Here is a 26033-nt window from a genome sequence, read left to right on the forward strand (position 1 = left end):
GCCGGGCGCTTACGCGAAGGTGTTCACTGCTAACCGGGCTTAAGAGCTGTGCAGGTGCTGGTATTGGTCGGCCCAGCGGGTAAAGTGCTCGGCGGATATGGCGGGGGTGAAGAGATAGCCCTGGGCCATGTCGCAATGCACTTCTTTCAACAGCCGGCGCTGCTCCATGTGCTCGACACCCTCGCCGACCACTTTCATGTTCAGAGAGTGGGCCATGGTGACGATGGCCTGAATGAGCTGCCGGCTTTGCTCCGAGTGCTGGCAGTCGACCACAAAACTGCGATCGATTTTGAGTACATCAAAGGGGTACTGTTTGAGGTAGCTGAGTGAGGCGTAGCCGGTGCCAAAATCATCGAGGGCGAGGCGCACATTCATGTCCTTGAGGCGATAGAGGATGCTTTTGGTAAGACGGTCGTTGCCCATCAGCAGACGCTCGGTCACTTCCAGTTCCAGACATTGTGGGGGCAGCCCGGTTTTCTCCAGTGCGCGCTCCACCGCCGTCAAAATGTGGCCGTTTTCGAACTGCCGGGCGCAGACATTCACCGCCACCACAAACTCGCTGTCATGCTCCTGCCAGCGCATCGCGTGCATGCAGGCCTGTTCCAGCGCCCAATCGCCAATGGGCAGAATAAGCCCGGTTTCCTCGGCGATCTGTATGAAGTTTTCCGGCGGCGGGTTGTTAAGTTTGGCGTTGTGCCAGCGCAGCAGGGCTTCGGCGCCTACTAGCCGGTTGCAGCTGATATCGATGACGGGCTGGAAGGCGAGCGACAGCTCGTCCCGGGCGATGGCGTGGCGCAGGTGGGATTCGATGGCCAGACGGTTGGCGGCCCCATTGCCGGGTTTGTGTCGGTAGCGATAGAAACCATTACCACCCTGCTCGCGGGCGTAATACATGGCGGATTCTGCGCAGTGCATCAGCTCCGGGCCGGAGCTGGCGTCGTCGGGGAAAATCGCCAGTCCGAAGCTCCCGGTCAGGGTGATTTCACTGTCATCAATCATCAGCGGTTCGCTGATAGCGGACTTCAGTGCCAGCACGGTGCGCATCGTATTCTCGTCGCGTTGGTTCTGCAGAAGAATGAGAAACTTGTCGCCGCCCAGATTGCCGATCATGTCGCCTTCATACAATGTTTCGCGCAGACGGCCGGCGATCTGTTTCAGCACTCTGTCGCCAAAGCCGTGGCCCCGCGAGTCGTTGAGCAGCTTGAATCGGTCCAGGTTGAGGTAGATCAGAGCCAGGCCGGTTTCGCGGGATTTCGCGGCCAGGCAGGCCTGCTCGAGCTTTTTCAGACTGTAGCTACGATTGGGCAGGCCGGTCACGCCATCAAAGTGAGCGCTCATATACAGCCGCTGGGCCATAACTTTTTCGTCGCTGGCATCATCGATCAGGGCCAGTATGTAGAGCAGCTCGCCGTCGTCATCGAAAATGGGGCGGCAGGTGGTAATGGTATTGCGCCCCGCAGTGCCCGCTTTCTCGAAAAACACCTCTCCGTACCATTCGTCGCGGCGGCCTACCGCATCGGCGACCTCGTGAAAGACTTCGGTCGGCACACCGATGTTGTCCAGCTCGAGAAGATTCTTGCCTTGCAGATCGCGGGAGGCTATGCCGACCAGCTCGCCAAAGTTGCTGTTGGCGAAGGCAACCACGCCAGCGCCGTCAACAAACAGAATGGACTGAGGGCTTTTTTCCAGCCCGAACAGCAATTTTTTCAGTTCTCGTTTCAGGTAGCGGGTATTGGACTGGGATTCCTTCAGCTTGCGCAGCAGGAGCATTGCGACGATAAAAAGAGGAATGACGCTGAGCAAAAAGGCCGTGGTTGCATTGGCAAGCCATAGGGCCAGCCCGCCGACCAGCAGGGGCGCAATTACAGCAATAAGCCACGGCTGCTGGGGACGCACGCGTTCACTCCCTTGGCTGGTCGGCGGTTTGTGGCAGGGCGAATGCTTTTCGTTGCCAAGTTCATTAGCCAATACAATAACTTAATTCTGGTAGACGACCGGGATGGAATCAAGCTTTGTATTGTCTGGATGGTATCCAGAGCGCATTCTTAATGTACGCTGAGGCTCCCACATGACCGGGATCAGAGGGGCTAATACTCGTTGTATTTTTTTGCGCTTCCCCTCACCTTGTCGGCGGGGTATTTGGCTTCGTTCTTTTTGAATTTTTCGCTTACCGCGCTGCGGATATCAACGTCCAACTTGTCCGCCAGGCGAATCAGATAGAGCTGAATATCGGCGATTTCGTCGGTAACCGCTGCGAGCTGCTGCGCAGACAGTGCGCGCGACTGCTCTTCAGTCAGCCACTGAAAGCACTCGACCAGTTCGCTGGCCTCAACGCTGAGCGCCATCGCCAGATTTTTCGGCGAGTGAAACTGATCCCAGTCGCGCTCGGCGGCAAATTCCCTGAGCTTTAAGCGAAGCTGTTCCAGTTCAGTCATGGGGTGCCTCTGAGTTATCGCGGAGCCTGCCCGACAAACAGGGTTTCGTGGCGGTTGCCGTATTGCTGGTCGCCGGTGCGCCCGTATTCCTGGTAAAAGCGAAGTTGAAGGCTGGAGAATACCGCAAGCAGTTCACCGGGCTCCAGCAGGAAGTCCGGGTTGCCGGGGCCGCCAGCGGGTTTGTCGCGGTTGAAGGTCTGATAGAACAGCAATCCCCCGGGCCGCAGAGCCTGTGCCAATGCGGGCAGGCTGGGCCGGTGCAGAAAGCGACTGACCACAATCACATCGAAACTTGAAGGTTCAGGCGGCTCGGTTTCGGCGTCGCGCTGCAGGGTCGAGAGCGCGGTGGCCAAATTGAGCTGGCTGGCCGCAGCCCCCAGTTTCTCCAGGGCGCTGTCGGCAAGGTCCCAGGCTTGTACCTCGAGGCCGTATTCCGCCAGCAACAGGGCGTTGGCACCCAAGCCACAGGCCAGATCCAGCGCTCTGCCCTGTTCCGGTAGCAGCCCGGTATTGCGCCTGAGAACCTCACAAGCCTGTTTTACCGTGGGCAATTCGGCGCTGGCGTAGCGCGCGTTCCATTTGGCGCGCTGGGACATCAATGCTTCCAGAATGCCGGGGTAAACAGCACCAGCAAGGTGAAGATCTCAAGGCGGCCCAGCAGCATGGCGTAGCACAGCACCCACTTGGCGGCCTGGCTTACATCGCCGTAGTGAGCCGAGACATCACCCAAGCCAGGGCCGAGATTGTTAAGAGTGGCGGAGGTGGCAGAAAAGGCGGTGGTGTAGTCCAGGTTGCTGGCCATCAGCGCCAGCAGAATCAGCAGAAAGGAAAACATATAGACCGCGAAAAAACTCCACACGGCGCTGACGGTTTTTGCATCCACCCGCTTGTTGCCGACTTTGAGGGGAATAATGGCGTGTGGGTGGATAAGTTGCTTCAGTTCGCGAATGCCCTGCTTGGTAATCAGCATGACCCGCACTACCTTCATGCCGCCTGCCGTGGAGCCACCGCAGCCGCCCATAAACGACAGCAGGATAAGCATCACCGGCACAAAGGCAGGCCAGACCGCAAAGTCGGCCGCCGCAAAACCGGTGGTGGTGGCGATGGAAATGGTGTGGAACACCCCGAGCAAGACGCTTTCCTGGACGCTGTAGGTTTTGGTGTAGGCCAGATAGCCGACGATGATGGCACAGGCCACGCTCACCGCCAGCAAATAAAAGCGGGTTTCCGAGTCGCGCAGGTAGTGATAAAAACGGCGGCTGCGCCAGGCGAAAAAATGCACCCCGAAGTTGATGCCGGCCAGCAGCATAAACACCGAGGCAATCAGCAGAATCATCGGGTTGTCGAAAAAGCCCAGACTGGCATCGTGGGTGGAAAAGCCGCCGATAGCGACCGTGGAAAAGGCGTGGCAGAGGGCATCAAAACCGCTCATTCCCGCCAGCCAGTAGGCGACGGTGCAGGCAATGGTGAGGTAGAGATAGATAAGAAACAGGGCCTTGGCAGTACCGGTAATACGCGGCGTCAGTTTGCTGTCCTTGACCGGGCCGGGGGTTTCGGCGCGATAGAGCTGCATACCCCCAATGCCCAGAATCGGCAGAATGGCCACGGCAATAACAATGATACCGATGCCGCCCAGCCATTGCAGGAACTGGCGGTAAAAGAGGATGGAAACCGGCAGTTCGTCGAGGCCGGTGATCACCGTCGCTCCGGTGGTGGTGAGGCCGGAGATGGATTCAAACACCGCGTCGCTCAGCGGCAGGTTCAGGCCGTCCGCCAACAGGAAGGGCAGCGAGCCAAAACAGCCCAGTACCGTCCAGAACAGGGACACCACCAGAAAACCGTCGCGAATGTTGAGTTCGCTGCGGGCGCGCCGTACAAACAACCAGACAATGCCGCCGCTACCGAAACACAGCACAAAGGCAGTCAGGAAGGCGCTTGCCGCGCCATCGCCGGTCAGCAGCGCAATCACTGCCGGTATCAGCATGGTGCCGCTGAAGATCATCAACAGAATGCCGACAATGCGGGCAATCACGGCGAAATGCATGCTGTGGGCTCCGCCCTAGAAGAAAGTGAAACCGACCTGAAACAGGCGTTCCACTTCCTTGATTTTGTGTTTGTCGACGAGGAACAGGATCAGGTGATCCTCGGGCTCCACCACAATGTGGCTGTGGGCGATCAGAACATCTTCGCCGCGGGTGAGCGCGCCGATGGTCACGCCCTCGGGCAAATCGATTTCATCGAGGCGGCGGCCGACCACTTTTGAGGAGCGGCTGTCGCCGTGGGCGATGACCTCTAACGCTTCGGCTGCGCCGCGGCGCAGGGAGTGTACATTGGTGATGTCGCCGCGCCGCACATGGGCCAGCAGGCTGCCGATGGTAATCTGCTGGGGCGACAGGGCGATGTCGATTTCAATACCCTGCACTAGGTCCACATAGGCGGGGTTGGTGATCAGGGTGATGACCTTTTTCGCACCCATGCGCTTGGCCAGCAGCGAACTCATGATGTTCGCTTCATCGTCATTGGTCAGCGCGCAGAACACATCGATGTTGTCGATATTTTCCGAGGTCAGCAGCTCGTGGTCGGAGGCCTCGCCGTGCAGCACCACCGCCTTGCTCAGTTCTTCCGACAGGGCGCGGCAGCGCTGGTAGCTCTGTTCAATGATTTTGACTGAATACTTGCTTTCAATGGCGCGGGCCAGCCGCTCGCCGATGTTGCCGCCGCCGGCGATCATGATGCGCTTGTAGGACTCATCGAGGCGGCGCATTTCCGACATCACCGGCAGGATGTGATCCTTAGCCGCGATAAAGAACACTTCGTCGCCGGCTTCCACCACCGTGTCGGCCTTGGGGAGGATGGCCTCACCGCGCCGGAAAATGGCAGCGACCCGGGTATCCACCTTGGGCATGTGCTTGCGGATTTCCTGCAGTTCAACGCCCACCATCGGCCCACCGTAATAGGCCTTCACCGCCACCAGCTGTACCTTGCCGTCGGCAAAGTCGAGCACCTGCAGGGAGCCGGGGTATTCCAGCAGCCGCATGATGTAGCGGGTGACCAATTGTTCGGGGCTGATGATCACGTCGATGGGAATCGAGGTGTCGGCAAACAAGCCATCGTGAAGCAGGTAGGCGCGGGAGCGAATGCGGGAAATCTTGGTGGGGGTGCGGAACATGGAATAGGCGATCTGGCACGCCACCATATTGATTTCATCGCTGCTGGTCACGGCGATCAGCATATCGGCGTCATCGGCGCCCGCCCGGCGCAGCACATCCGGGTGAGAGGCGAGACCGGTCACGGTGCCGATATCGAGTTTATCCTGCAGCTGCTGCAGGCGGTCGCCGTCGCGATCGACGATGGTGATGTCGTTGTGTTCACTGGCGAGGTTGGCTGCCAGTGTGCCGCCGACCTGCCCTGCCCCCAGAATGATGATTTTCATCAGGAATCCTGACTCAATTTAGCCGCGATTGTAGGCGCATTGCCTGAACTTGTTAACCCGTGTCTCTGATTCGACTCAGTTTTCCGTCCAGGCCTTCTCTAATACAGCGTAGTAGAAACCATCGTGGCCGTCTGCCTGGGGCAGTAGCTGGCGACCAAGGGGTTGTTCCAGGCCCCAGTCGGCGGTAATGGGGCAATGCTTCGCATTGGGCTCTTCGTCGAGGAAGGCTTCGACTACACCGGTGTTTTCGGGGGGCAGTATCGAGCAGGTGGCGTATAGCAGGCGGCCGCCGGGCTTCAGGGTGGGCCACAGGGCTTTCAATAGCCGCAATTGGGTGGCGGCCAATGTGGCGATATCGGTGCTCAGGCGGTGCAGTTTGATATCCGGGTTGCGTCGCACCACGCCGCTGGCGCTGCAGGGGGCGTCGAGCAGAATCTGGTCGAACGTTTCGTTATCCCACCACTGCTCCGGACGGGCGGCATCGCCAGCGATCAGTTCGGCGCTGAAGTCGAGCCGCTCCAGATTGTCCTGCACCCGAAGCAGGCGGCTGTCGTCAATATCCAGGCAGGTGAGCGACAGCTCGCCGCCGGTGGTTTCCAGCAAATGGCCGCTTTTGCCGCCGGGTGCGGCGCAGGCGTCGAGAATACGCATGCCGGCTTGGGGCTGCAGCAGTTCGGCGCAGAGCTGGGCAGACTCGTCCTGCACGCTCGCCGCGCCGTCTTCGAAACCGGGCAGTTTGCTGACGTCGACCGGTTTGGCGAGACGGATACCGTTGGCGGCAAAAGCGCAGGGGCTGGCGGCCAACTCGGCGGCCGTCAGCTGCTCCAGGTAAGCGTCGCGGGTCTGGCGTGTCGCGTTGTTGCGCAGACACAGGGGGGGATGGCTGTTGTTGGCGGCAATAATGGCCTCGGCCTGTTCGGGCCAGGCCTCAATAATGGCTTGATGCAACCACTCCGGGTGGGCGCAGGCTTCGGCTTCGCTCAGGTTGGCCAGCAGGGTGTCGCGTTCGCGCTGAAAGCGGCGCAGTACGGCATTGGTCAGGCCCTTGGCCCAGTCTTTTTTCAGTTTGCGCACCGCGTTGACGGTGGTGTTGATGCAGGCGTGATCGGCAATGCGCATGTAGTCGAGCTGATAGACCCCGAGGCAGAGCAGCATGTGCAGGTCGAGATCTTTATCCTTCATCGGCTTTTTGATGCACTGGTTTACCACGGCGTCGAGCAGCGGGTAAAAGCGCAGGGTGCCGTAGCACAGCTCGCGCAGCAGGGGGCGCTGTTCGAATTTGACCTTCTGCTCCCAGCGCGGCAGTTCCCGCGACAGGGATTGGCCGTTAGCGACGGCTTGCAGGCAGCGGGCGGCCGCGGCGCGGACTTCAGGCATGGGTGTCTCCCAGTTGGGTGCCGGGAGCGAAGCGTTCAGCCCGGGCGTTGAGCATGTCCTGGGCCGACATGGCGCGGGCGCCGGGCAGCTGCAGTTCGGTTAACAGCAGTGAGCCCTTGCCGCAGGCGACGTGGATGCCGTTTTTGTCCGCGCGAAGAATTTCGCCGGGGCTGCCCTCGCCGGTGGTGACGCTGGCGCGCTGTATTTTCAGGCGCTCGCCATTGAGCTGGGTATAGCTGATGGGAAAGGGGTTAAAGGCGCGGATTTTTCGGCACAGAACCTCCGCATCTTCCGCCCAGTTGATAGCCGCCTCCTCTTTGAGGATTTTCGGGGCGTAGCAGCTCAGCGCGTCGTTCTGTTTCTCGCCGGGCAATTTTCCCGCCGCCAGTCGGCTTACCGCTTCGATCAGCGCCGGGCCGCCCTGCTCCGCCAGTTTGTCGTGCAGGCTGGCGGCGGTGTCGGTATCGGCAATCGGGCAATGGGTTTTGAGCAGCATGTCACCGGTATCGAGGCCCGCATCCATCTGCATAATGGTAATGCCGGTTTCCGCATCGCCTGCCTCAATGGCGCGCTGAATGGGCGCCGCGCCGCGCCAGCGCGGCAGCAGCGAGGCGTGGACATTGATGCAGCCCAGACGCGGAGCATCCAGCACCGCCTGCGGCAAAATCAGGCCGTAGGCCACCACAATCATCAGGTCGGCGCGGTGGCTTTGCAGTTCGGTAAGGGCGTCATCGGTTTTGAAATTCAGCGGTTGAAACACCGGCAGCTGGTGGGCCTGAGCCAGCTGCTTGACCGGGCTGGCCTGCAGTTTCTTGCCGCGCCCGGCGGGGCGGTCCGGCTGGCTGTAGACGGCGACAATCTCGTGCTGGCCGCTGTCGATCAGCGCCTGCAGGTGGCTGGCGGCGAAATCGGGGGTGCCCGCAAAAATCAGGCGCAGTGGTCGGTTCACGGAGTGTCCTTAGCTGTGGGCTGCCTCAGGAGGCAGCCCGGCGATGCTGTTTTTCCAGCTTGCTGCGAATGCGGTTGCGTTTCAGTGGAGAGAGGTAATCCACAAAGAGCTTGCCTTTGAGGTGGTCCATCTCGTGCTGGATGCACACGGCAAGCAGACCTTGCGGCTCTTCTTCAAAGCGCTGGCCGTCGCGGCCCAGTGCGGTAACGCGGATATGGGCCGGACGCTCGACGGTCTCGTAAAAGCCGGGTACCGACAGACAGCCCTCGTCGTAACTGCCAAGATCTTGATCCAGAACGGTAATTTCCGGGTTGATATAGACCCTCGGCTCGCTGCGATCTTCGCTGACGTCAATCACGATGACCTGCTCATGGACATCCACCTGGGTGGCCGCCAGGCCGATGCCGGGGGCGTCGTACATGGTGTCGAACATATTGTCGACCAGGGTGCGTATGCGTTCATCGACCTCTGCCACCGGCTTGGCTTCGGTGCGCAGGCGGGGATCGGGGAATTCGAGTATTTCCAGTATCATGCTCTTTCCGTCAGGGCTCGCATTCTGCGGTTTACAAGGTGTTTGTGACCGAGTTGTCGTGAAATTTTAACTGGTACTGCTAAGATTATGATCAACAAGCATAATTGACCCAATCTGTGCTAACGTAACAGCTGCGGCCCATTATACCACAGCGAACCCTGCAGACAGTGTGCTCAGGCGTGGTAAAACGGCGCGTTCAACAGAGTGTGGCAAGGCTTTCGCCACTCGAGGATAACAAGATGAAACGACTGCTGCTTGGTCTGGCGCTCACGATAAGCTTTTCTGCGGCTGTGCTGGCTGATGTTCTGGCATTGAAGGAAGATCACCCGCAAACCTATGTGGTTAAGCGCGGCGATACCCTGTGGAGTATCTCCAATATCTTTCTGGAAGACCCATGGCTCTGGCCGGAGCTGTGGCATTACAACCAGCAGGTGGACGACCCGCACCTGATTTATCCCGGCGATATCCTGTATCTGGTCTGGGTGGACGGCAAACCGCGGCTGGTAAAAAACATCGTCAAAAAGACCACGGTAAACCGCGATGTCAAACTGACGCCGCAGATGCGCATTTCCGATCTTACGGCGGCGATCCCGGCCATTTCCCTGGATGTAATCGGCCCGTTCCTGACTAACAGCCGGGTGGTGGACAAGGCCCTGCTGGAAAAAGCGCCCTATGTGCTGAGCGGGCGTGAAGGCCACATCGTGACCGGGGCGGGCGACACGCTCTATGCCCGGGGCAAGTTTGACGACGAAAACGTATACGGCATCTACCGCCAGGCTCAGGTGTTTACCGACCCCGATACCGGCGAGTTTCTGGGTATTCAGGCGCGCGATATCGGCACCGGCAAGCGCTTGTCGGTGGACGGCGATATTGCCACCCTGCAGGTGAACCGCAGCAACGAAGAAATTCGCCGCGGTGATCGTCTCCTGCCCCAGGAAGATCGCACCCTGAAGCCCCGCTTTGAACCCCGTGCGCCGGAACAGCCGGTGGAAGGCGAGATCATTGCCGTCGATGGTGGTGTCAGTCAGGTGGGCAGCATGGATGTGGTCATCCTCAATCGCGGGGAGCGCGACGGGCTCAAGTCCGGCGACGTGATGGCGATCTACCAGCGCGGCGTGCTGGTGCGCGACGATATCGCCAAGGAAGTTGTGCGCGTGCCCGACGTAGAGGCTGGCCTGCTGATGGTATTTCGCAGCTACGAAAAGGTCTCCTTTGCGGTGGTGCTGACCGCAACCCAGGCCCTGCGCGTTGGCGATAAGGTTAAAAACCCCACTTAATTGAACGGTTAACGCAGGCACAGGACGTGCCTGGAGAATCACATGGATGTGAGCGATACCCAGTCTGACCGCCAATGGCTGCTGCTTTCCCAGTGGCCAGGCCTTTCCCGCAAAGCCCTGCTGCAGATGATGCAGCAGGCGCCCTCACTCCCTGAACTGCTGTCACTCAATGATGCAAACTGCCTGGCATGTGGCGTTAGACCGGCCTGGCTGGCGGCCCGCGCGGCTTATCTCGGGGGTGACTGGGCCGTGGACACGCAGGTGGAGCCCCAGTGGCAGGCGCTGCAGGCCATTGGCGGGCAGATCATTGCCTATACAGACGACCGCTATCCCGCCCTGTTGCGGGAAATCCCCGACCCGCCGCCGCTCTTGTATGTGGCTGGGCGAGTTGAGCTGTTGGCGCAGCCGCAGTTGGCGGTGGTGGGCAGCCGCAATGCTTCACGCGCTGGCTTGGCGCTGGCCGAGGCCTTTGCTCGGGATATGGCCGCTCGCGGTCTGTGTATTACCAGCGGTCTGGCCTGGGGCGTTGATTCCAGCAGTCACCTGGGCGCGCTCAAATCTGGCGGCGACACCATCGCCGTGCTCGGCACCGGCATCGACGTGCCCTATCCCCGCCGCAACCTGGCGCTTTATCAGGAGATTCGTGAGCGCGGCCTGCTGGTCTCCGAGTTTCCACCGGGCGCGCCGCCGCGGCGCGAGCAGTTTCCCCAGCGAAACCGTGTGATCAGCGGGCTCAGTCTGGGTGTGCTGGTGGTGGAAGCGGCCCTGCGCAGCGGCTCCCTGATTACCGCCCGCTTTGCGCTGGAGCAGGGGCGCGAGGTTTTTGCCATTCCGGGTTCTATCCACAACCCGCTGGCGCGGGGCTGTCACCGGCTGATTCGCGAGGGCGCGGTCTTGGTTGAGGCGGCGCAGGACATCCTTGATGCCTGGGTCGGCTGGTTGCCGCCGGCTCTGGCTGCGCCGGAGGATCATCACAGGGAAGAACCGGCTCTCGAACCGGCCCAGCAGCGCTTGCTGCAGGCACTGGGTTTCGACCCTCAGCCCCTGGACAAGCTGGCCGATCACTGTCGGGTGGCAGTCGATGACTTGCTGCCCGAGTTGCTGGCGCTGGAGCTGGAGGGCTGGGTTGAGCAGCAGGGCGCCTGCTGGGTGCGTTGCCGGTAGCACACAGTATTTGGTCGGCCGAATACTGTGCAGATTGCGCACTCGGCTTGCGCTCTTACTGCGATTTCGTTGTCCTTTTACCCAAGGAAATTCTCACATTCAGGAGGCGCAATGGATACCGCAGTCAAACAGACACATATCTATCGGAAAGCCACCTGCCCTTGGGGTAAGAAAGCGGTTGATCTGCTGGAGCAGGAGAAAATAGCTTACACCGACCACACCTTTGACAGTCGCAACCAGGAGGCGCGATTCAAGGAAGAGGAAGGCGTAGAGACAACGCCGCAGGTCTATATGCACGGCCGCAGGATCGGCGGTTACGATGAGTTGGCTGCACACCTCAACAGTCACTCCACAGAAGAAGAACATGAGAGTACTCTGAAAGCCTACGCCCCGGTCATTGCGGTGTTTTCCACGGCGCTGCTGATGAGTCTGGCCAGCGCCTTGGGTGTGATGGGCTTTATGGGCTTTTCCCTGTGCCTGCTGGCCTGCCTTAAGCTGATGGACCTGCCCAGCTTTGTGGAGGGCTTTATGCAATACGATCTGCTGGCGCCGCGCCTTCCGGCCTATGCCTGGGCCTACCCCTTTCTGGAGTTGGGCGTAGGGCTTGCCCTGCTGGGCAGCTTGGTGCTGACCCCGGTTGCCTTTGTGGCCATCGCGGTCGGTCTGACAGGCGGCGTGTCGATAATCAAGGCCGTTTACATCGACCGCCAGGATCTGGATTGCGCCTGTGTGGGTGGCAATTACGATGTGCCGCTTGGTTTCGTCAGCTTTTCCGAAAACGCGGTGATGGCCGGTATGGGGCTGGCGATTCTGCTCGGGTTTCGCTAGTCCCTCCCGGCGGAGGTCGGACCCGACAAACTTGCATTGCGATGGCGCCTCCGGTATTTTCCGCGCTTTCTGCGGCACCGGCACCTGCTGGCTTAACTGGAGCTTTGAAAATGAGAGGATCCCGTGTTGCCATTCGCAGGGGCTCAGATTTCGGTCTGCCAGCCTCGCCTGAACGGTTGATCCATGTCCTCAGCTAAGGCCTTTCGCATTCGCCGCGCCGCCGATATTCTGTTGGGCGGTGGGCTGATAACGCACCCCACGGAAGCGGTCTGGGGGTTGGCCTGCCTGCCGAATTTTCCCGCGGCTACGGCGCGCCTGCTCGACCTGAAACAGCGCCACCCCGCCAAGGGCTTGATCCTTGTCGCTCACGACGCCGACTGCTTTGCACCCCTTATCGACCCCCTGCCTGTGGACGTTCGCGAACGAATGCTGGCGGCCTGGCCGGCCCCGGTCACTTTTGTGGTGCCGGACCCGGATGGTTGGGCGCCGCCCTGGGTGCGTGGTAGCCATGATTCCGTGGCAATTAGGGTTAGCGGGCACTCGCTTACGGCTGCCTTGAGCCGCGCCGTCGGCGGCCCGCTGATCAGTACCTCGGCCAACCCCTCCGGCGCCAATCCGGCGCGCACGGCACTCAAAGCTCGACAGTATTTCGGGGAACAACTGGATTACTATCTGGTCGGAGAGACCGGCGGCGCCAGTCGGCCAAGCCGCATTCTCAATGCCCTTACCGGCGAAGCCTTTCGGGAGTAAGCGTGGATATCGAGGCCGTCAAAGACTACCTGCTCAAGCTGCAGGATCGCATCTGCCGCGAACTGGAGGCGGTCGACGGCAAAGGCGTCTTTGTGGAAGACGCTTGGGAGCGCGGCCGCAGCCGAATACTCACCGACGGTGCGGTGATCGAAAAAGGCGGGGTCAATTTCTCCCACGTCACCGGCGACAATATGCCCGCCACCGCCTCTGCCCGCCGCCCGGAGCTGGCGGGGCGCTCCTATCAGGCCATGGGCGTATCGCTGGTGATTCACCCGGAAAACCCCTATGTCCCCACCAGCCATGCCAACGTCCGATTTTTTGTCGCCGAAAAGCCCGGTGAAGAGCCAGTGTGGTGGTTCGGCGGTGGTTTTGATTTGACCCCCTACTACCCCTTTGAAGAAGACTGTGTGCACTGGCATCAGACCGCCTTTGAGGCCTGCCAGCCCTTCGGCGACGAGGTCTATCCACGCCTTAAGCAGTGGTGCGACGAATATTTTTACTTAAAACATCGCGACGAAACCCGCGGGGTCGGCGGCCTGTTCTTCGATGATCTCGACGAGGGTGGCTTTGAGCACAGCTTTGGCCTGATGCGCAGCGTGGGCGATGCCTTTCTCAAGGCCTACCTGCCGATTGTCGAGCGCCGCAAGGCTTTAGCTTGGGGTGAGCGCGAGCGCAGCTTCCAGCTTTACCGCCGTGGCCGCTATGTGGAATTCAATCTGGTTTTTGACCGGGGCACCCATTTTGGCCTGCAAAGCGGCGGGCGCACGGAATCCATCCTGATGTCGCTGCCCCCGCTGGCGAGATGGGAGTACAATTGGCACCCCGAAGAGGGCAGCCCGGAGGCCGACCTCTACGACAACTATCTAAAGCCACGGAATTGGTTATAGGTTATACATGTCCAGTTCTGATCAGTACGCGGTTTTCGGCAACCCGATCCGCCACAGCAAGTCCCCGGAAATTCATGCCGCCTTTGCCGCCCAGAGTGGCCAGGACATGGTCTACCGCACCCACATGGTAGAGGATGGTCTGTTCGCCGAAAGCGCGCGCCGTTTTTTTGATAACGGCGGCAAGGGCTTGAACATAACCGTGCCCTGCAAGGTCGATGCCTTTCAGTTTGCCGACAGTCTGAGCGATCGGGCGCGCCGGGCCGGCGCCGTGAACACCCTGGCCAAGCAGGAAGACGGCACCATCTACGGTGACAACACCGACGGTGCCGGCATTGTGCGCGATATGCTGGAAAATCTGGCCTGGGAGATGGCCGACCGCCGAGTACTGATACTGGGCGCTGGTGGGGCGGTACGCGGCATACTTGGGCCTTTGCTGGTCCGCAACCCTCGCCATATCGTGGTAGCCAATCGCACGGTGGAAAAAGCCCGCAATCTGGCCCGCGAATTCAGCGAGCTGGGCGAAGTGCGCGGCTGCAGCTACGAAGGGCTGGCCGGCAGTCAGTTTGATCTGGTTATCAACGGCACCAGCGCCAGCATGATGGGCGACCTGCCGCCGCTGCCGCCGGAACTGCTCAGTGAAACCGCTTGCTGCTACGACATGATGTACTCCGCAGCCCCGACACCGTTTATGCGCTGGGCTGCCAGTGAGGCGGCCTGGGCGGTATCGGACGGGCTGGGCATGCTGGTCGAGCAGGCGGCAGAATCCTTTTGCATCTGGCGCGGCATTCGCCCCAACACGGCGCCGGTTATCGAGCAAATTCGCGCGTCACTCAACAAATCCACAGAATAAAGGAAGCCGGTTTTGCTGTTACAGGTTATCGGACTGATCGTCGGTCTTGTTGCGCTGGTCTGGAGTGCCGACAAATTTGTGCTCGGCGCTTCTGCCACGGCGCGCATTCTGGGGGTCTCTACTCTCGTAATCGGCATTCTGGTGGTGGGCATCGGTACCTCGGCCCCGGAAATGCTGGTCTCCGCAATTGCCGCCTATCAGGGCCAGGCCGGCCTTTCGGTCGGTAACGCGCTGGGTTCCAATATCACCAATATCGGCTTGGTGTTGGGTATCACGGCGCTGGTGGCCCCCTTGCATGTGCGCTCCAAAATCCTGTTCCGGGAAATCCCTCTGCTGATTCTGGTGATGCTGGCGGGCTGGCTGCTGCTGCGCGACGGTGAACTGAACGTGCTCGACGGCGCCCTGCTATTGTGTGGTTTTGCGCTGGTGATTCTGCGGCAGTTGTGGGAAGCCAAACACGGCATTGACGACCCGCTGGTAGGCGAGTTCGACGAAGTCCTTGAAAAGGAAATGGGCCTCGGCATGGCCCTGTTCTGGTTGGCGCTTGGTTTCGCGGTACTGCTGCTGTCGGCGCGGCTAATGGTCTGGGCGGCGGTGGATATTGCCCAGGCATTGGGCGTGAGCGAGCTTGTTATCGGTCTGACCATCGTGGCTATCGGTACCAGTCTGCCGGAGCTGGCGGCCTCAGTCGCTGCGGTGCGCAAGGGTGAACACGATATTGCGCTGGGCAATGTACTGGGTTCCAACCTGTTTAACCTCTTGGGGGTTATGGCGCTGCCGGGGGTGATTTCACCGGGGAAAGTTGATCCCGCCGTTTTGAGTCGGGATTATCCGATTATGATCGGGTTATCGGTGATGTTGTTTTTGGTGGCTTACAGCTTTAAGGGCAGTCGGCGGATTGAGCGTTGGGAAGGGGGTTTATTGGCCGGTTTGTATTTCGCCTATCTTGGGTTGTTGGCGTATACGGCTTGATGCTTTGAGGCATAGCGGTTTAGCTCTGATCGTTATTGTCGGATTGTTCGGGCATTGGTTTCGCCCTGCTGGGCGAGTTACTTCTTTTTCCTCGTCGAAAAAGAAGTAACCAAGAAAAAGGACGCCCCGTTCCGCAGTCGGTTTCCGCTGCGCTCCAACCGATCCCCTGTGCGCTTCGCAGCCGGCGGCGCGAGCGGAAACTCGCCCTATCGGGCTCAAACACCCGCTCGCTTGTGTCCGCCGGCTGCTGCAGTGCTCGGCTGCTCCAAGGGGAAATAACAGCCGCGCTCCGTAGCCCATTTTCGAGAATTACTTTGAAAGTTCGGTTATATGCCGATCTTTCAGCTTCGCGTAATTATTCGCGCTATAAGTAAAATACTCCCGCTCTTTCTCGCTTAAATCCCGTACCGGTTTTGCCGGGCTCCCTACGTACAACTTTCCGGATTCCAGTCGCTTGCCCGGCGGCACCAGACTGTTGGCGCCGAGAACCACCTCGTCCTCAATCACAGCTCCGTCCATGACTATACAGCCCATACCAATCAGCACCCGACTGCCAATGTCACAGCCGTGCAGGGTGACGCTGTGGGCCACGGTGACATCGTCGCCGATGGTGAGTGGATAGCCATCCGGATTAAACGGTCCGGCATGGGTGATATGCAAAATCGAGTTGTCCTGAATGCTGGTACGCGCGCCGATGCGGATGCGGTGCATATCGCCACGAATGGTGGTGTTGGGCCATACCGAGCTGTCTTCGCCCAGCGTCACATCACCAATGACCACCGCGCTGGGATCGATAAACACGCCTTTGGCGAGTTTCGGTGTGTGACCTTCGAAGCTTCGAATGTAGTCATCTGCCTGATAGCTCATGGGGCTTCCTGTATTGCATGGGAATGCTGCCATCTTAAAGGAATTAACGTCGTCTCGCGTTACAATGGTTCTTTTACCCCAACCACGACGAGGGCTTTATGTCGCTGTGTGAACTGCCGGATTTTTCCACCCTGGAGCTGGACAAAGTGCCGGCCCAGCTCGACAACCTGCTCGACGAGGCGCGGGCCGACATCGCGGCGCTGGAGACAGGTCAGCCGGTGCAACTGCTGGTGGGTTTGGAGGCCATTGACGACCGGATTGAAAAATTCTGGTCGGTGATCAGTCACCTCAACGGCGTGATGAACAGCCCGGAGCTGCGGGAGATTTACGCCCAGTGTCAGCCCAAACTGACCGCCTACAGCAATGAGGTGGGACAGAACCGGGCGCTCTATGAGCAGGCTCAGGGACTGGCGGACAGCGATGTTGCCCTGTCGCCGGAACAGCGCAAGGCCTTGACCAACCTGCTGCGCGATTTCCGTCTGGCCGGGGTGGCGCTTGAGGGTGAGGCGAAAGAACGCTTCAAGGCCATCAAGTTGCGCCTGAGCGAACTCTCTACCGAATTTCAAAACCAGTTGCTGGACGCGACTCAGGGCTGGTTCAAACACGTAACCGACAAAAGCGAGCTGGCCGGTGTGCCGGACTCTGCCCTTGAGGGCTACGGGGATGCGGCTAAGGCAAGGGATCTGGACGGCTACTGCATTTCGCTCGACGTGCCGGCCTATCTGCCGATAATGCAGTACGCCGAAAACCGCGAGCTGCGCCGGGAAATGTACGAGGCCTATACCACCCGCGCCTCGGATCAGGGTCCCAAAGCCGGGGAATGGGACAATGGCCCGGTGATGGTGGAGATCCTGCAACTGCGCGCCGAGCTGGCCGACATTCTGGGCTACGCCAATTACGCGGAGGTTTCGCTGGCGCCGAAAATGGCGGAGAGCCCGGATCAGGTTATCGCGTTTCTGCGCGAGCTGGCGGAGAAAAGTTTGCCCCGTGCCCGCGCCGAATTCGATGAGCTGAAAAACTTCGCGGCAAGCAAGGGCTGCGACAATCTGCAGGCCTGGGATGTGCCCTTCTATAGCGAGCAATTGCGCACCGAGCGCTATGCCATTTCCCAGGAAGAGCTGAAGCCCTACTTTCCGGTGGATACGGTGCAGGACGGTCTGTTCAAGGTGGTCGGTCAATTGTTTGGCATTAGCTTTGAGCGCGACTCGACAGCAGCGTTATGGCATGAAGATGCCCGCTGCTATCGACTGCAGCGCGACGGCGAGCATATTGCGACTGTGTACACGGATCTGTTTGCCCGGGCCAACAAGCGCGGTGGTGCCTGGATGGCCGATTTTTGCGGGCGCCGCGAAGTCGAGGGTGAGGTGCGTTTGCCGGTGGCTTTTGTGACCTGCAATTTTCCGCCGCCCACCAGCAGCCGCCCTTCCCTGCTCACGCACAACGATGTGACCACCCTCTTCCACGAGTTCGGCCATGCTCTGCATCACATGCTGACCGAGGTCAACGTGCTGGCCGTATCGGGAATCAATGGCGTGGCCTGGGATGCGGTGGAGCTACCCAGTCAGCTCTTGGAAAACTGGTGCTGGCAACCCGAGGTGGTGCCAATGATTTCGAGTCACTACGAATCCGGTGAGGCTTTGCCCGAGGCCATGCTGCAGAAATTGCTGGCGGCAAAAAATTTCCAGTCGGGCATGCAAATGGTGCGTCAGATTGAATTTTCGCTGTTCGACATGCTGCTCCACGTCGAGGCTCCGCCGAAAGAGGTTGCTGATATTCAGTCGAAAATCGATGCGGTGCGCGCCGAGGTGGCGGTCTATCCGGTGCCCGCTATAAATCGCTTCCAGCACGGCTTTGCCCATATTTTTGGCGGCGGCTATGCGGCGGGCTATTACAGCTACAAGTGGGCCGAGCTTCTATCGGCGGATGTTTTTTCCCGCTTTGCCGAAGAAGGCGTCATGAGTCGTGAGCTGGGACAGGAGTTTGTCGACAAACTGTTGTCGCGTGGCGGCGCCGAAGATCCGATGACCCTGTTCCGGGATTTTCGCGGGCGCGAGCCCCAGCTGGAACCGCTGTTGCGCGATGCCGGAATACTGGAGGATGCCGCATGAGTAGCCAGTATGGGCCGCGCCGTTTTATCGCCGGCGCGGTTTGCCCGAAATGTGCAGAAATGGACAAGACCGTGATGTACCGGGTGAACGATAACGAACAGGTGCGCGAATGTGTGCGCTGCGGATTCAAGGAAACTATTCGCGATGAAATGACGGCGGAGGAAGTTCAGACCCGGGTCAATCAGCCGCGAGTGGGAGAAAAGCCGCTGCCGCACGAGGATGAGGTGCAAGTGGTGAATCTGCTCGACCCCAAAGACGGTCGTTCGAGGCGGGACCACTGAGCGATTGCAAGTGCGATGGACGGATGTACTACAGCGCCAGAAAACCCGTTATCAGCAAGCCAATTGTGGCGATTAAACCCACCCCAAAACTGATGCTGCGCGCCAGTCTCAGATCTGCGTAGTAGCACAGCATATGGCCGGCGCGGGCGGCGACAAAGACCACCATCAAAGGGTTCACCCAGTCCGGGTCGGCGTTGACCAGAAAGCAGAAGGCGACAATCAGCAACAGCGTGGGCAGGTTTTCATTGCTGTTGCCATGGGCGCGCGCCGCACGAAACAGGAAGTCCTCCGGGCCGCTGTTTATCGGCTGGCCCGGCGGGTGCCGCCGCCGTATACCGGTGAAATCCAGTACCAGCACTTGCATCAACATCAACAGTGCCAGTACCCCCAAAGAGCCGACTGCCAGAGCGTAATTGAACATCAGGTTTTCCATTGAGGTCTCCCTTGGGCCAGTGCGTATTTTAGTGTGTGCAGCATTCTGACATCGTCGGCGCGGGCTTTTCGAGGAGCGATGCTGCATTCATGGCCCGAGTCGCTATACTGAGAGTGGGCATGAATTTATGGCACAGTTGAGTGAGGTTGTCATGGTGCGCGGCGTATTGCTTGATATCAGTGGTGTGCTCTATCAGGACGACGAGCCATTGCCCGGCGCGGTGGCGGCTGTGCAGAAACTACAGCAGGCGGGTATCGATTTTCGGCTGTTGACCAACACCTCGCGACGCACCGCCGAAGCAATCTACTATGACCTCAAGCGTATGGGCTTTGCCATCAGCGAGCGGCAGCTCTACACCGCGCCGCGCGCCATGCTCGACTACCTGCAAAAGCACAACCTGCGCCCCTACTGTCTGATGCACCCCAACCTGGATCCGGAGTTTGCCCGTCTCAACCACACCAATCCCAACGCGGTGGTGGTATGCGATGCCGGGGAACGCTTTGATTATAAGGGGCTCAACAAGGCGTTTCAGGTGCTGATGAATGACGATGCCAAGCTGCTGGCGATTGGCGAGAACCGCTATTTTCGCAGCCGAAATCGTCTGCAGCTGGACGCCGGGCCCTTTGTCAAAGCGCTGGAATATGCCAGTGGCAAGCAGGCGGTGGTGCTCGGTAAGCCGGCCCCGGCCTTTTTCGACAGTGCGCTGGCTTCACTCGGTCTGCCGGCGGACGAGGTGTTGATGATTGGCGACGATGTAGAGGCCGATGTTAACGGCGCCCTGCAGGCGGGTCTGCGGGCCTGTCTGGTCAAGACCGGCAAATACCTCGAGGGTGACGAATCCCGGGCCCCGGATGGCCTGCTCGCCGATGACCTGCTGCAGGCTGTGGAAGAATTTACCGTGACCGCCTGACACCAGGGCCCTAACGACGACCTATTCGGTCATTGACCTGAACGGTGCCTGTCGCCCTATGATGGCCTCTGTTTTTACGAGGAACATCGAATGCACGAAGTCGGCTTTGGCAAACTGGGGCTGCGCGACGCCGCGCTGGCGGCGCTGGCGATACTGGGCTGGTGGCTGTTTTCCCACTATTCGGCAGGCGTCGGGCCGCTGGCCGACTTCAGCGGCGTGGTGCTGGGAGCCGGGCTGGTATTCTGCGCCCACACCGCCCATGAGTGGGGGCATATCCTGGGTGCCTGGCTCGGGCGCAGCGCCATGCGTTCGGGCAGCAGCCTCAGCTCCTTTTCCAATTTTATCTACGACTCAAAAAAGAATAATCGCGGCCAGTTCCTGCTGATGTCGATCATGGGCTTTATTCCAACCGGCATCGCGGTATGGCTCTACTACACCCAGTTGCCAGTCGGCGAACTTGCCACCGATGTGGCGCGCGGCGGGGTGCTGATTCTGGTAGCGCTGGGGGTATTTCTGGAGTTGCCGCTGGTGATCTGGGCGTTGGTGCGCAAGGACTTGCCGCCGGTGGATCGCGGCGCTCCGGCCTGAGCGTCGTTTTCAGTGCCCCTGCTCTGGCTTCAGCAGGGCGCCGGCGCTTAAGGCCTCGTCCGTTTGAGGTAGGTATCACACTGCGAAACCACACTTGCAGCAAACAGACGCAAAAAATGGCTCATCTACCGTCAACAGGGCGTTTCGGGCGATCTCGCGTTGATGGCAAGACGCTGTACAAATTTGAAATTACTGCCAAACTGGTTACAGGGTCATAGCCCAATCGATTCAGAATAAAATAATAAGTGAGGTCGAAATGAACAAGCCGCTCTCCCTGGTGGTCGGCGCCGTGCTGATGACACTGGCAGGTAGTCCGCTGTTGGCGCAGCAAACTAATCCTGAAACCGAAAAGGCCCCCGCCGCTCGGAAAGCACAGGCGACGGCGCTGGAAGAAGTGATCGTCACCGCCCGCCGGCGGGCCGAGAATATCCAGGAAACCCCGATTGCGGTGACCGCCATCAGTGGCGAATCGCTGCGTGAACAGGGCATCGTCAATACCAGCGAGCTGACCAAAAGCGTACCCAGCCTGCAGATCAATGAAGGCCAGTCGAATCAGATTTATATCCGGGGTATAGGTGAGCGCTCGGGCTTCGCCAGGGTTGATCCGACGGTGGGTGTGTATTTGGACGACCTCTTTCTGCCGCGCACCGACGGCCAACTGCTCGATACCGTGGATGTGCGCAGTATTCAGGTTCTGCGCGGTCCCCAAGGCACTCTATTTGGCAAAAACACCACCGGTGGCGCACTGGTTCTGACGCTGGAAAAGCCTAACGACACCTACGAAGGTTATTTGGAAGGCGCGTTGGGAAATTATGCATCGCGTTCCCTGCGGGCCGCCGTCAATGTCCCGATCACGGATAATTTTTACGTACGTACCGCGATAACTTACGACAAGGATGACGGCTTCTTCGAGGACAAGTTTCAGGACAAGACCTACTCCTCTACCGACCGCAAGGCGCTGGTACTGCAAACGCGCTATGAAAGCGACTCAAGCCTGACGGTGGATACGCTGGCCTACCTCGGCAAAATTGATGAAGCCTTTCCCGCCGTTAACTGTGATGTGGCCAGTGAAAACGGTTTGTTTGCCGAGGGCCTTTATGTGATGTGGGCGGGCGACACCGACCCCAGCAACCCCACCGCCTACAAGAAGAACTGCGAGGCTAACTCGCGCACAAAGGGCAACGTCGGCGACCTGGAAACCAATATGGGGGCCAACCCCAACCTCAAGAAAAAACTGGATACTATTTTGCTGGGCGCCACTTTCCAGTGGGACTACAACGATGATGTCGCTATGAAAGTCGTTGTCGGCGCGCGCAAGGAAACCGAAGGGCCTATTCAATCCAGCGATAACGATGGCGGCCCGGAAAACTGGTCAGAGGCGGTGAATACCGACGATGGTGATCGCGACTCTTTCAGCCTGGAATATCAGGTAAATGGTACGGCGTTGGACAGCCGCTTGAGTTATACCGGCGGTTTGTTTTACATGCGTGAAACCAACTTTGAACCCTTTGCCTTGATCAGCAACTTTTCCGGCCTCGACGCGTTAACTCTGGGTGAGCTCGCCGCCGGCCGACTGCCGACTCGGCCTACTCCGGGTGGCACCGTTCCTTTTGTTGGCATACTCAGTGGCCCGCTGTCCATTTCTGAGTTCGACCTAGAGAACAACACCTTCGCAGCCTTCTTTCAGGGTTCTTACGATGTCACTGATAATTTCCAGGTCACGGCAGGTATTCGCTATACGGCAGAAAAGCGTGCGTCTGAATTGGCGCTCTATCAGGCTGATGTAGGCGCGATCGAGGACCGTGTTACCGGCGGTGTGTTTTTCTCACCGGCGACCGGCAGGCCCATCACCTTTGGCCCCGAAGCGGGCGGCTTTTTCCCCTGTACGGGCCCGACCGGCTGTAACTGGGTAGACGATCCCGTGCGTGTCTTCCAGAACCAGTTCCTGGACAACAATGGCGATGGCATTCCGGATATCCCCATGAGGGCTGAGCCCACCTTTGTCGATAAAGAAGAAAAGACCTTTTCCAAAGTAACGCCCATGGTTTCCGTATCCTACAACCTGCCCGGCGACTGGCTGGAAGAAACACTGTTTGACTCGATGATGGTTTACGGCACGGTGAGCAGTGGCTTTAAATCCGGCTTTTTCGAGCCGCGTTTGCTTGATGGACTGCAGCAGGTAGATGCGGAAGAAGTGCTGAACCGGGAGGTGGGCATCAAGATTGACGCGTTTGATCGCACTCTGCGATTTAATGCGGCCCTGTATCACATGGATTTTGACAATATGCAGTTGATACAGGTATCAACTGACTCTGGCGGCAATATAGCGGTAATCTTCCGAAACGCCGGTGAGTCCACCATCACCGGTGTGGAGATGGAGCTGACCTGGATGCCCTCCCCGATCGTGATGTTCAACGCTTCCTTCAGTAATAACGACTACGAGTTTCAGGAGTTCAAGGATAACGACCTGCTCAATGCGGTGGCGGGAAACTTTATCCCCGAGGATCGCACTGATGAAACCTTCCCGGCGGCTCCGGAAACCTCCGCGTCGGTTGGCGCACAGCTGATGATCCCGACCGATTTTGGCCTGATCATTCCGCGTATCGATGTAAGCTACAAAAGCGAAATCTTTTTCGGCCTCGACGAAGGTTCCTACAATCTTTACGAGCGTGAAGGTATTGGCGGCTCAGACGCCTATGCCCTGATTGATGCCCGCCTGTCCTGGCAGAACAACGACGGCGATATGACGGTGGCGGCTTTTGTGAAGAACGTGACCGATGAACGTTACGTGATAGGTACAGCGTCCGTGGCTGATTCGGTGAGCACCTTCAATCAGACCTATGGCGATCCACGCCGCTTTGGTGTGATGATTCGACAAACCTTCTGAGGCCGTTGTGATTTCGGGCGAGGCGACACGCGCCTCGCTGCCCATTGTTTAGGTCAGGCTATTTTTCTCGACAGTGTGCCGACGACCCTAGCATGTTTTTCCCGCTGAAAAGCGGCGTTTTTCCTCAAGGTTTGCGGCCTCCGCAGTGGTTACTGCAAGGTGTAGCAGTCCCGTCCGTTTTGTTTACTTTTATAGAGAAGCTGGTCCGCTTCGTGCAGCAGGTCCCCGGCGGTCAGTTGGGCGTCTGGCACTTTGCGGCGAGCGCCGATGCTGGCGCTGACATAGCGCCTTGCGGTACCGGTGTGGTGGTGGGGAATCTTCAAATCGCGAATGGCGATCAAAAGACCTTCGATCATTCGGCGGCTATTGTCTTCATTGACCCCATACCAGATCAGGGCAAACTCCTCTCCGCCTATCCGCGCAATGATATCGCTGGGCCGGCGTGACTGGCTGCGTAGCGCCGAGGCTATCTGCTTGAGGCAATGATCGCCTGCAGGATGACCGTAGTGGTCGTTATAAGCCTTGAAATGATCCAGGTCGAGCATCACCACGGTGATGGGTCGATGTTCCCGGCTGGCGAGCTTGAACAGGCGGCGATATTCCCGCTGGAAGGCGCGCTTGTTGAGTAGCCCCGTGAGACTGTCATCGCGGGAGAGCTGGTGCAAATAGTCTCGCCGAATCCAGGTCAAGCGGTTGTGCACTTCCACGACCCAGGAGCCTGCGGCGATAACAATGGTCATTAGAGTGAATGAGTAAATTCGCCCCAGGGTAGGGATTTCCCCGCGAAAACCGTTGAGTTCTGCGGCAACGGCGATCAGACAGATACCCGCCAATTGAGGGGTTTGTACTCGCCACCGCACACGGCACAGCAGCAACCCGATAAAGGGAGGTAGGGCAATCAATGCCATCGGAATCTCCAACCCCACCTTTAATCCGCTGTAGCGTTGAAATACCAGTAACAGGGAAATCAAGGTCATTCCAGCCGCACAGGCAAACTCGGAGTAGCGGCGTAGTGAAGGGCGGAGTGCAATAGTCGCGGCAATTATCGCAACGGGGAGTACGCCGAAGAACACCTGCTTTTGGCGTAGCTCAATATGGGCCTCGGGTATCGCTGGAAGTAAATGGTCGATGCCGGTGAGTATAAGCGCCAGCAGCGCCCCCGCGAGCATCGCTGTTACTCTGAAGTAAACGCGTGACTGGTCGTTATGACGCAGGAACCTTGTCTCATCGACGCCGCGGAAGCGCATACCATAGACTTCGCTCATGCGGCGCCGGGTCATGCGATTCACCGGCAGGCTTTCGCGCCCGTCGAGTGCCAGCAGTAAATGGCTAGAGCGCAGGTCAGGCATACTGCTCACTTGTGGCAATCACTGTGTGATTGCGCCCACTGGCTTTGGCTTCATAAAGTTTTCGATCTGCCAATTTTAGAATGTCAAAGCGATTGCGGTTGTCATCCGGTATCAGGTGAATGGAGCCAATGCTCAATGTTACGTGTTGCAGCTGATCGGGTCGGGCCTGATGAGGAATGGCAAGGTTTTCGATACTCTGCCGCACTTGCTGCAGCACGCGGATGTTCTGCTCCTCCGACAGCCCGTAAAATAGTAGCGCGAATTCTTCACCGCCGATTCGAGCCACGAAGCCTTCGTGGTGGTCGGCGACTTCTCGAAGTGTGCGGCCCAGTCTGGCTAGACAATGGTCGCCTTGCGAGTGGCCATAGTTGTCGTTGTAAGGTTTGAAATAATCGACGTCGGCCAGCGCTATGCTGATCGGACGATGCTCGCGCTGAGCGAGTGAAAACAGGCGTCGATAGAGGTTGCGAAATTCTCGCCGGGTCAGCGCACCGGTCAGCCCGTCGTGTTGGATCTTGTTGCGCAGATCTCGTGACTCAAGCCAGTTCAGTCGATTATTGGCTTCTACAATGTAGCAGCCCACCGCGCCGAGAATGAACATGATCACTGACATTTCAATCTCATAAACGGTGTTGGCCAGGGCCAGCTTGTCGTCTATGCGCAGACCCACGTGAATTTCGGTGAGTATGTTCAGGGTCAGTATTGCCAGGCACAGAGGCACAATGCGTACGGTGGGAATACTGGCAAAGAAAAACGCCGAGAGCATGGTGATGTCGGCCCAGCTTTGGGCGGTGAAGTAGCCCATTTCGTGGCCTAGGATTCGCTGGTACATCGCACTCGCGGCAACGCAGAAAATGGCGATGAGGGTAAGGGGTGTGGACAGGGGCGATAATTTGCGGACTAGGGAGGCGGCAATAGTAAGCACCAGCAGCGGCACGATCAGATAAAATTGTATGCCCCGCGCAATTTCCACAAACTCAGTCGGTGGGTGGAATAGCAGATAGTCCAGTGCTGGATAACACAGATAGATAATCAGTAGCAGTGAGCTCAGCAGCAGCCGGGCGCGCAGGCTCAGCGTGAACAAATCAACCCGATAGGCCGCCTCGAGCTCAGGGGCAAAACGCAAGCGCAGGTAGTGGCGCTTGCGAATATGCTG

The 26033-nt window shown here is 58.8% G+C and carries 24 protein-coding genes; 12 read left to right on the plus strand and 12 right to left on the minus strand.

The genetic code is table 11. From position 1 onward, the window contains the following. Positions 1-39: 39 nt before the first annotated feature. The 8 genes from ABY734_RS01010 to def all read right to left on the minus strand — a co-directional run bounded on the left by ABY734_RS01010 (position 40) and on the right by def (position 8726). Positions 40-1896 carry a putative bifunctional diguanylate cyclase/phosphodiesterase gene (locus tag ABY734_RS01010; protein WP_372777083.1) on the minus strand — a complete coding sequence of 619 codons (1857 nt, stop codon included), beginning with the start codon at positions 1894-1896 and terminating at the stop codon, positions 40-42. A 191-nt stretch (positions 1897-2087) separates the two neighbouring features. Further along, positions 2088-2435: a nucleotide pyrophosphohydrolase gene (locus tag ABY734_RS01015; RefSeq protein WP_372777084.1), complete on the minus strand. Its 348-nt coding sequence runs from the start codon at positions 2433-2435 to the stop codon at positions 2088-2090. A 14-nt stretch (positions 2436-2449) separates the two neighbouring features. Beyond that, positions 2450-3031 carry a class I SAM-dependent methyltransferase gene (locus tag ABY734_RS01020; protein ID WP_372777085.1) on the minus strand — a complete coding sequence of 194 codons (582 nt, stop codon included), beginning with the start codon at positions 3029-3031 and terminating at the stop codon, positions 2450-2452. Continuing rightward, positions 3031-4479, minus strand: coding sequence for a TrkH family potassium uptake protein (locus ABY734_RS01025; RefSeq protein ID WP_372777086.1), 1449 nt, complete (start codon positions 4477-4479; stop codon positions 3031-3033). The genes ABY734_RS01020 and ABY734_RS01025 overlap by 1 nt, the downstream gene beginning before the upstream one ends. A 15-nt stretch (positions 4480-4494) precedes the next feature. After that, on the minus strand, positions 4495-5868 hold the full coding sequence (gene trkA / locus ABY734_RS01030; protein ID WP_372777087.1) for a Trk system potassium transporter TrkA: 1374 nt from the start codon (positions 5866-5868) through the stop codon (positions 4495-4497). Positions 5869-5943: 75 nt separating this feature from the next. Beyond that, positions 5944-7245 carry a 16S rRNA (cytosine(967)-C(5))-methyltransferase RsmB gene (rsmB, locus tag ABY734_RS01035; RefSeq protein WP_372777088.1) on the minus strand — a complete coding sequence of 434 codons (1302 nt, stop codon included), beginning with the start codon at positions 7243-7245 and terminating at the stop codon, positions 5944-5946. Then, positions 7238-8194, minus strand: a complete 957-nt coding sequence (gene fmt, locus ABY734_RS01040; protein ID WP_372777089.1) for a methionyl-tRNA formyltransferase — start codon at positions 8192-8194, stop codon at positions 7238-7240. The genes rsmB and fmt overlap by 8 nt, the downstream gene beginning before the upstream one ends. Positions 8195-8219: 25 nt before the next feature. Then, positions 8220-8726 (minus strand): peptide deformylase, encoded by a 507-nt coding sequence (gene def, locus ABY734_RS01045; RefSeq protein WP_372777090.1) that lies wholly within the window; start codon positions 8724-8726, stop codon positions 8220-8222. 239 nt (positions 8727-8965) lie between these two features. On the opposite strand from def, the gene ABY734_RS01050 reads away from it, so the two are divergent. The 7 genes from ABY734_RS01050 to ABY734_RS01080 all read left to right on the plus strand — a co-directional run bounded on the left by ABY734_RS01050 (position 8966) and on the right by ABY734_RS01080 (position 15454). Continuing rightward, positions 8966-10003, plus strand: coding sequence for a LysM peptidoglycan-binding domain-containing protein (locus ABY734_RS01050; RefSeq protein WP_372777091.1), 1038 nt, complete (start codon positions 8966-8968; stop codon positions 10001-10003). 42 nt (positions 10004-10045) lie between these two features. Beyond that, positions 10046-11167, plus strand: a complete 1122-nt coding sequence (gene dprA / locus ABY734_RS01055; protein WP_372777092.1) for a DNA-processing protein DprA — start codon at positions 10046-10048, stop codon at positions 11165-11167. A 111-nt stretch (positions 11168-11278) separates the two neighbouring features. Next, positions 11279-11995: a MauE/DoxX family redox-associated membrane protein gene (locus tag ABY734_RS01060; RefSeq protein ID WP_372777093.1), complete on the plus strand. Its 717-nt coding sequence runs from the start codon at positions 11279-11281 to the stop codon at positions 11993-11995. Positions 11996-12178: 183 nt separating this feature from the next. Beyond that, the gene (locus ABY734_RS01065; protein ID WP_372777094.1) at positions 12179-12745 is read left to right on the plus strand and encodes an L-threonylcarbamoyladenylate synthase; all 567 of its coding nucleotides are present in this window, start codon (positions 12179-12181) and stop codon (positions 12743-12745) included. A 2-nt stretch (positions 12746-12747) separates the two neighbouring features. Next, positions 12748-13632: an oxygen-dependent coproporphyrinogen oxidase gene (gene hemF, locus ABY734_RS01070; RefSeq protein ID WP_372777095.1), complete on the plus strand. Its 885-nt coding sequence runs from the start codon at positions 12748-12750 to the stop codon at positions 13630-13632. Between the two features lie 7 nt (positions 13633-13639). After that, positions 13640-14482 carry a shikimate dehydrogenase gene (aroE, locus tag ABY734_RS01075; protein WP_372777097.1) on the plus strand — a complete coding sequence of 281 codons (843 nt, stop codon included), beginning with the start codon at positions 13640-13642 and terminating at the stop codon, positions 14480-14482. Positions 14483-14494: 12 nt separating this feature from the next. Further along, entirely contained in the window at positions 14495-15454 is a 960-nt protein-coding gene (locus tag ABY734_RS01080) for a calcium/sodium antiporter (RefSeq protein WP_372777098.1), read from the plus strand. 309 nt (positions 15455-15763) lie between these two features. Here ABY734_RS01080 and ABY734_RS01085 read toward each other — a convergent pair whose 3' ends face one another. After that, the gene (locus tag ABY734_RS01085) at positions 15764-16321 is read right to left on the minus strand and encodes a gamma carbonic anhydrase family protein (RefSeq protein WP_372777099.1); all 558 of its coding nucleotides are present in this window, start codon (positions 16319-16321) and stop codon (positions 15764-15766) included. Positions 16322-16419: 98 nt separating this feature from the next. Between ABY734_RS01085 and ABY734_RS01090 the strand changes: the two genes are divergently transcribed. Then, positions 16420-18429, plus strand: coding sequence for a M3 family metallopeptidase (locus ABY734_RS01090; RefSeq protein WP_372777100.1), 2010 nt, complete (start codon positions 16420-16422; stop codon positions 18427-18429). Further along, entirely contained in the window at positions 18426-18710 is a 285-nt protein-coding gene (locus tag ABY734_RS01095) for a YheV family putative zinc ribbon protein (protein WP_372777101.1), read from the plus strand. Before ABY734_RS01090 ends, ABY734_RS01095 begins: the two co-directional genes overlap by 4 nt. 28 nt (positions 18711-18738) lie before the next feature. Here the strand turns inward: ABY734_RS01095 and ABY734_RS01100 are convergent, their stop codons facing one another. Beyond that, a complete protein-coding gene (locus ABY734_RS01100; RefSeq protein WP_372777102.1) occupies positions 18739-19143 on the minus strand; it encodes an MAPEG family protein in 405 nt (134 codons plus the stop codon). 127 nt (positions 19144-19270) lie between these two features. Here ABY734_RS01100 and ABY734_RS01105 point away from each other — a divergent pair, with 127 nt between their 5' ends. The 3 genes from ABY734_RS01105 (at position 19271) to ABY734_RS01115 (ending at position 23528) form a co-directional block, all read left to right on the plus strand. Further along, positions 19271-20053: a TIGR01458 family HAD-type hydrolase gene (locus tag ABY734_RS01105; protein WP_372777103.1), complete on the plus strand. Its 783-nt coding sequence runs from the start codon at positions 19271-19273 to the stop codon at positions 20051-20053. Between the two features lie 90 nt (positions 20054-20143). After that, positions 20144-20641, plus strand: a complete 498-nt coding sequence (locus ABY734_RS01110; protein ID WP_372777104.1) for a hypothetical protein — start codon at positions 20144-20146, stop codon at positions 20639-20641. A 256-nt stretch (positions 20642-20897) separates the two neighbouring features. Then, positions 20898-23528, plus strand: a complete 2631-nt coding sequence (locus ABY734_RS01115; RefSeq protein ID WP_372777105.1) for a TonB-dependent receptor — start codon at positions 20898-20900, stop codon at positions 23526-23528. Positions 23529-23677: 149 nt separating this feature from the next. Here the strand turns inward: ABY734_RS01115 and ABY734_RS01120 are convergent, their stop codons facing one another. After that, complete coding sequence (locus tag ABY734_RS01120; RefSeq protein WP_372777106.1) at positions 23678-24877, minus strand: diguanylate cyclase domain-containing protein; 1200 nt, start codon at positions 24875-24877, stop codon at positions 23678-23680. Beyond that, positions 24870-26003 (minus strand): diguanylate cyclase, encoded by a 1134-nt coding sequence (locus tag ABY734_RS01125; protein WP_372777107.1) that lies wholly within the window; start codon positions 26001-26003, stop codon positions 24870-24872. The genes ABY734_RS01120 and ABY734_RS01125 overlap by 8 nt, the downstream gene beginning before the upstream one ends. Between the last annotated feature and the right edge of the window lie 30 nt (positions 26004-26033).

The sequence above is a fragment of the Litorivivens sp. genome (genome assembly GCF_041624475.1).
Lineage (GTDB): Bacteria > Pseudomonadota > Gammaproteobacteria > Pseudomonadales > Spongiibacteraceae > Litorivivens.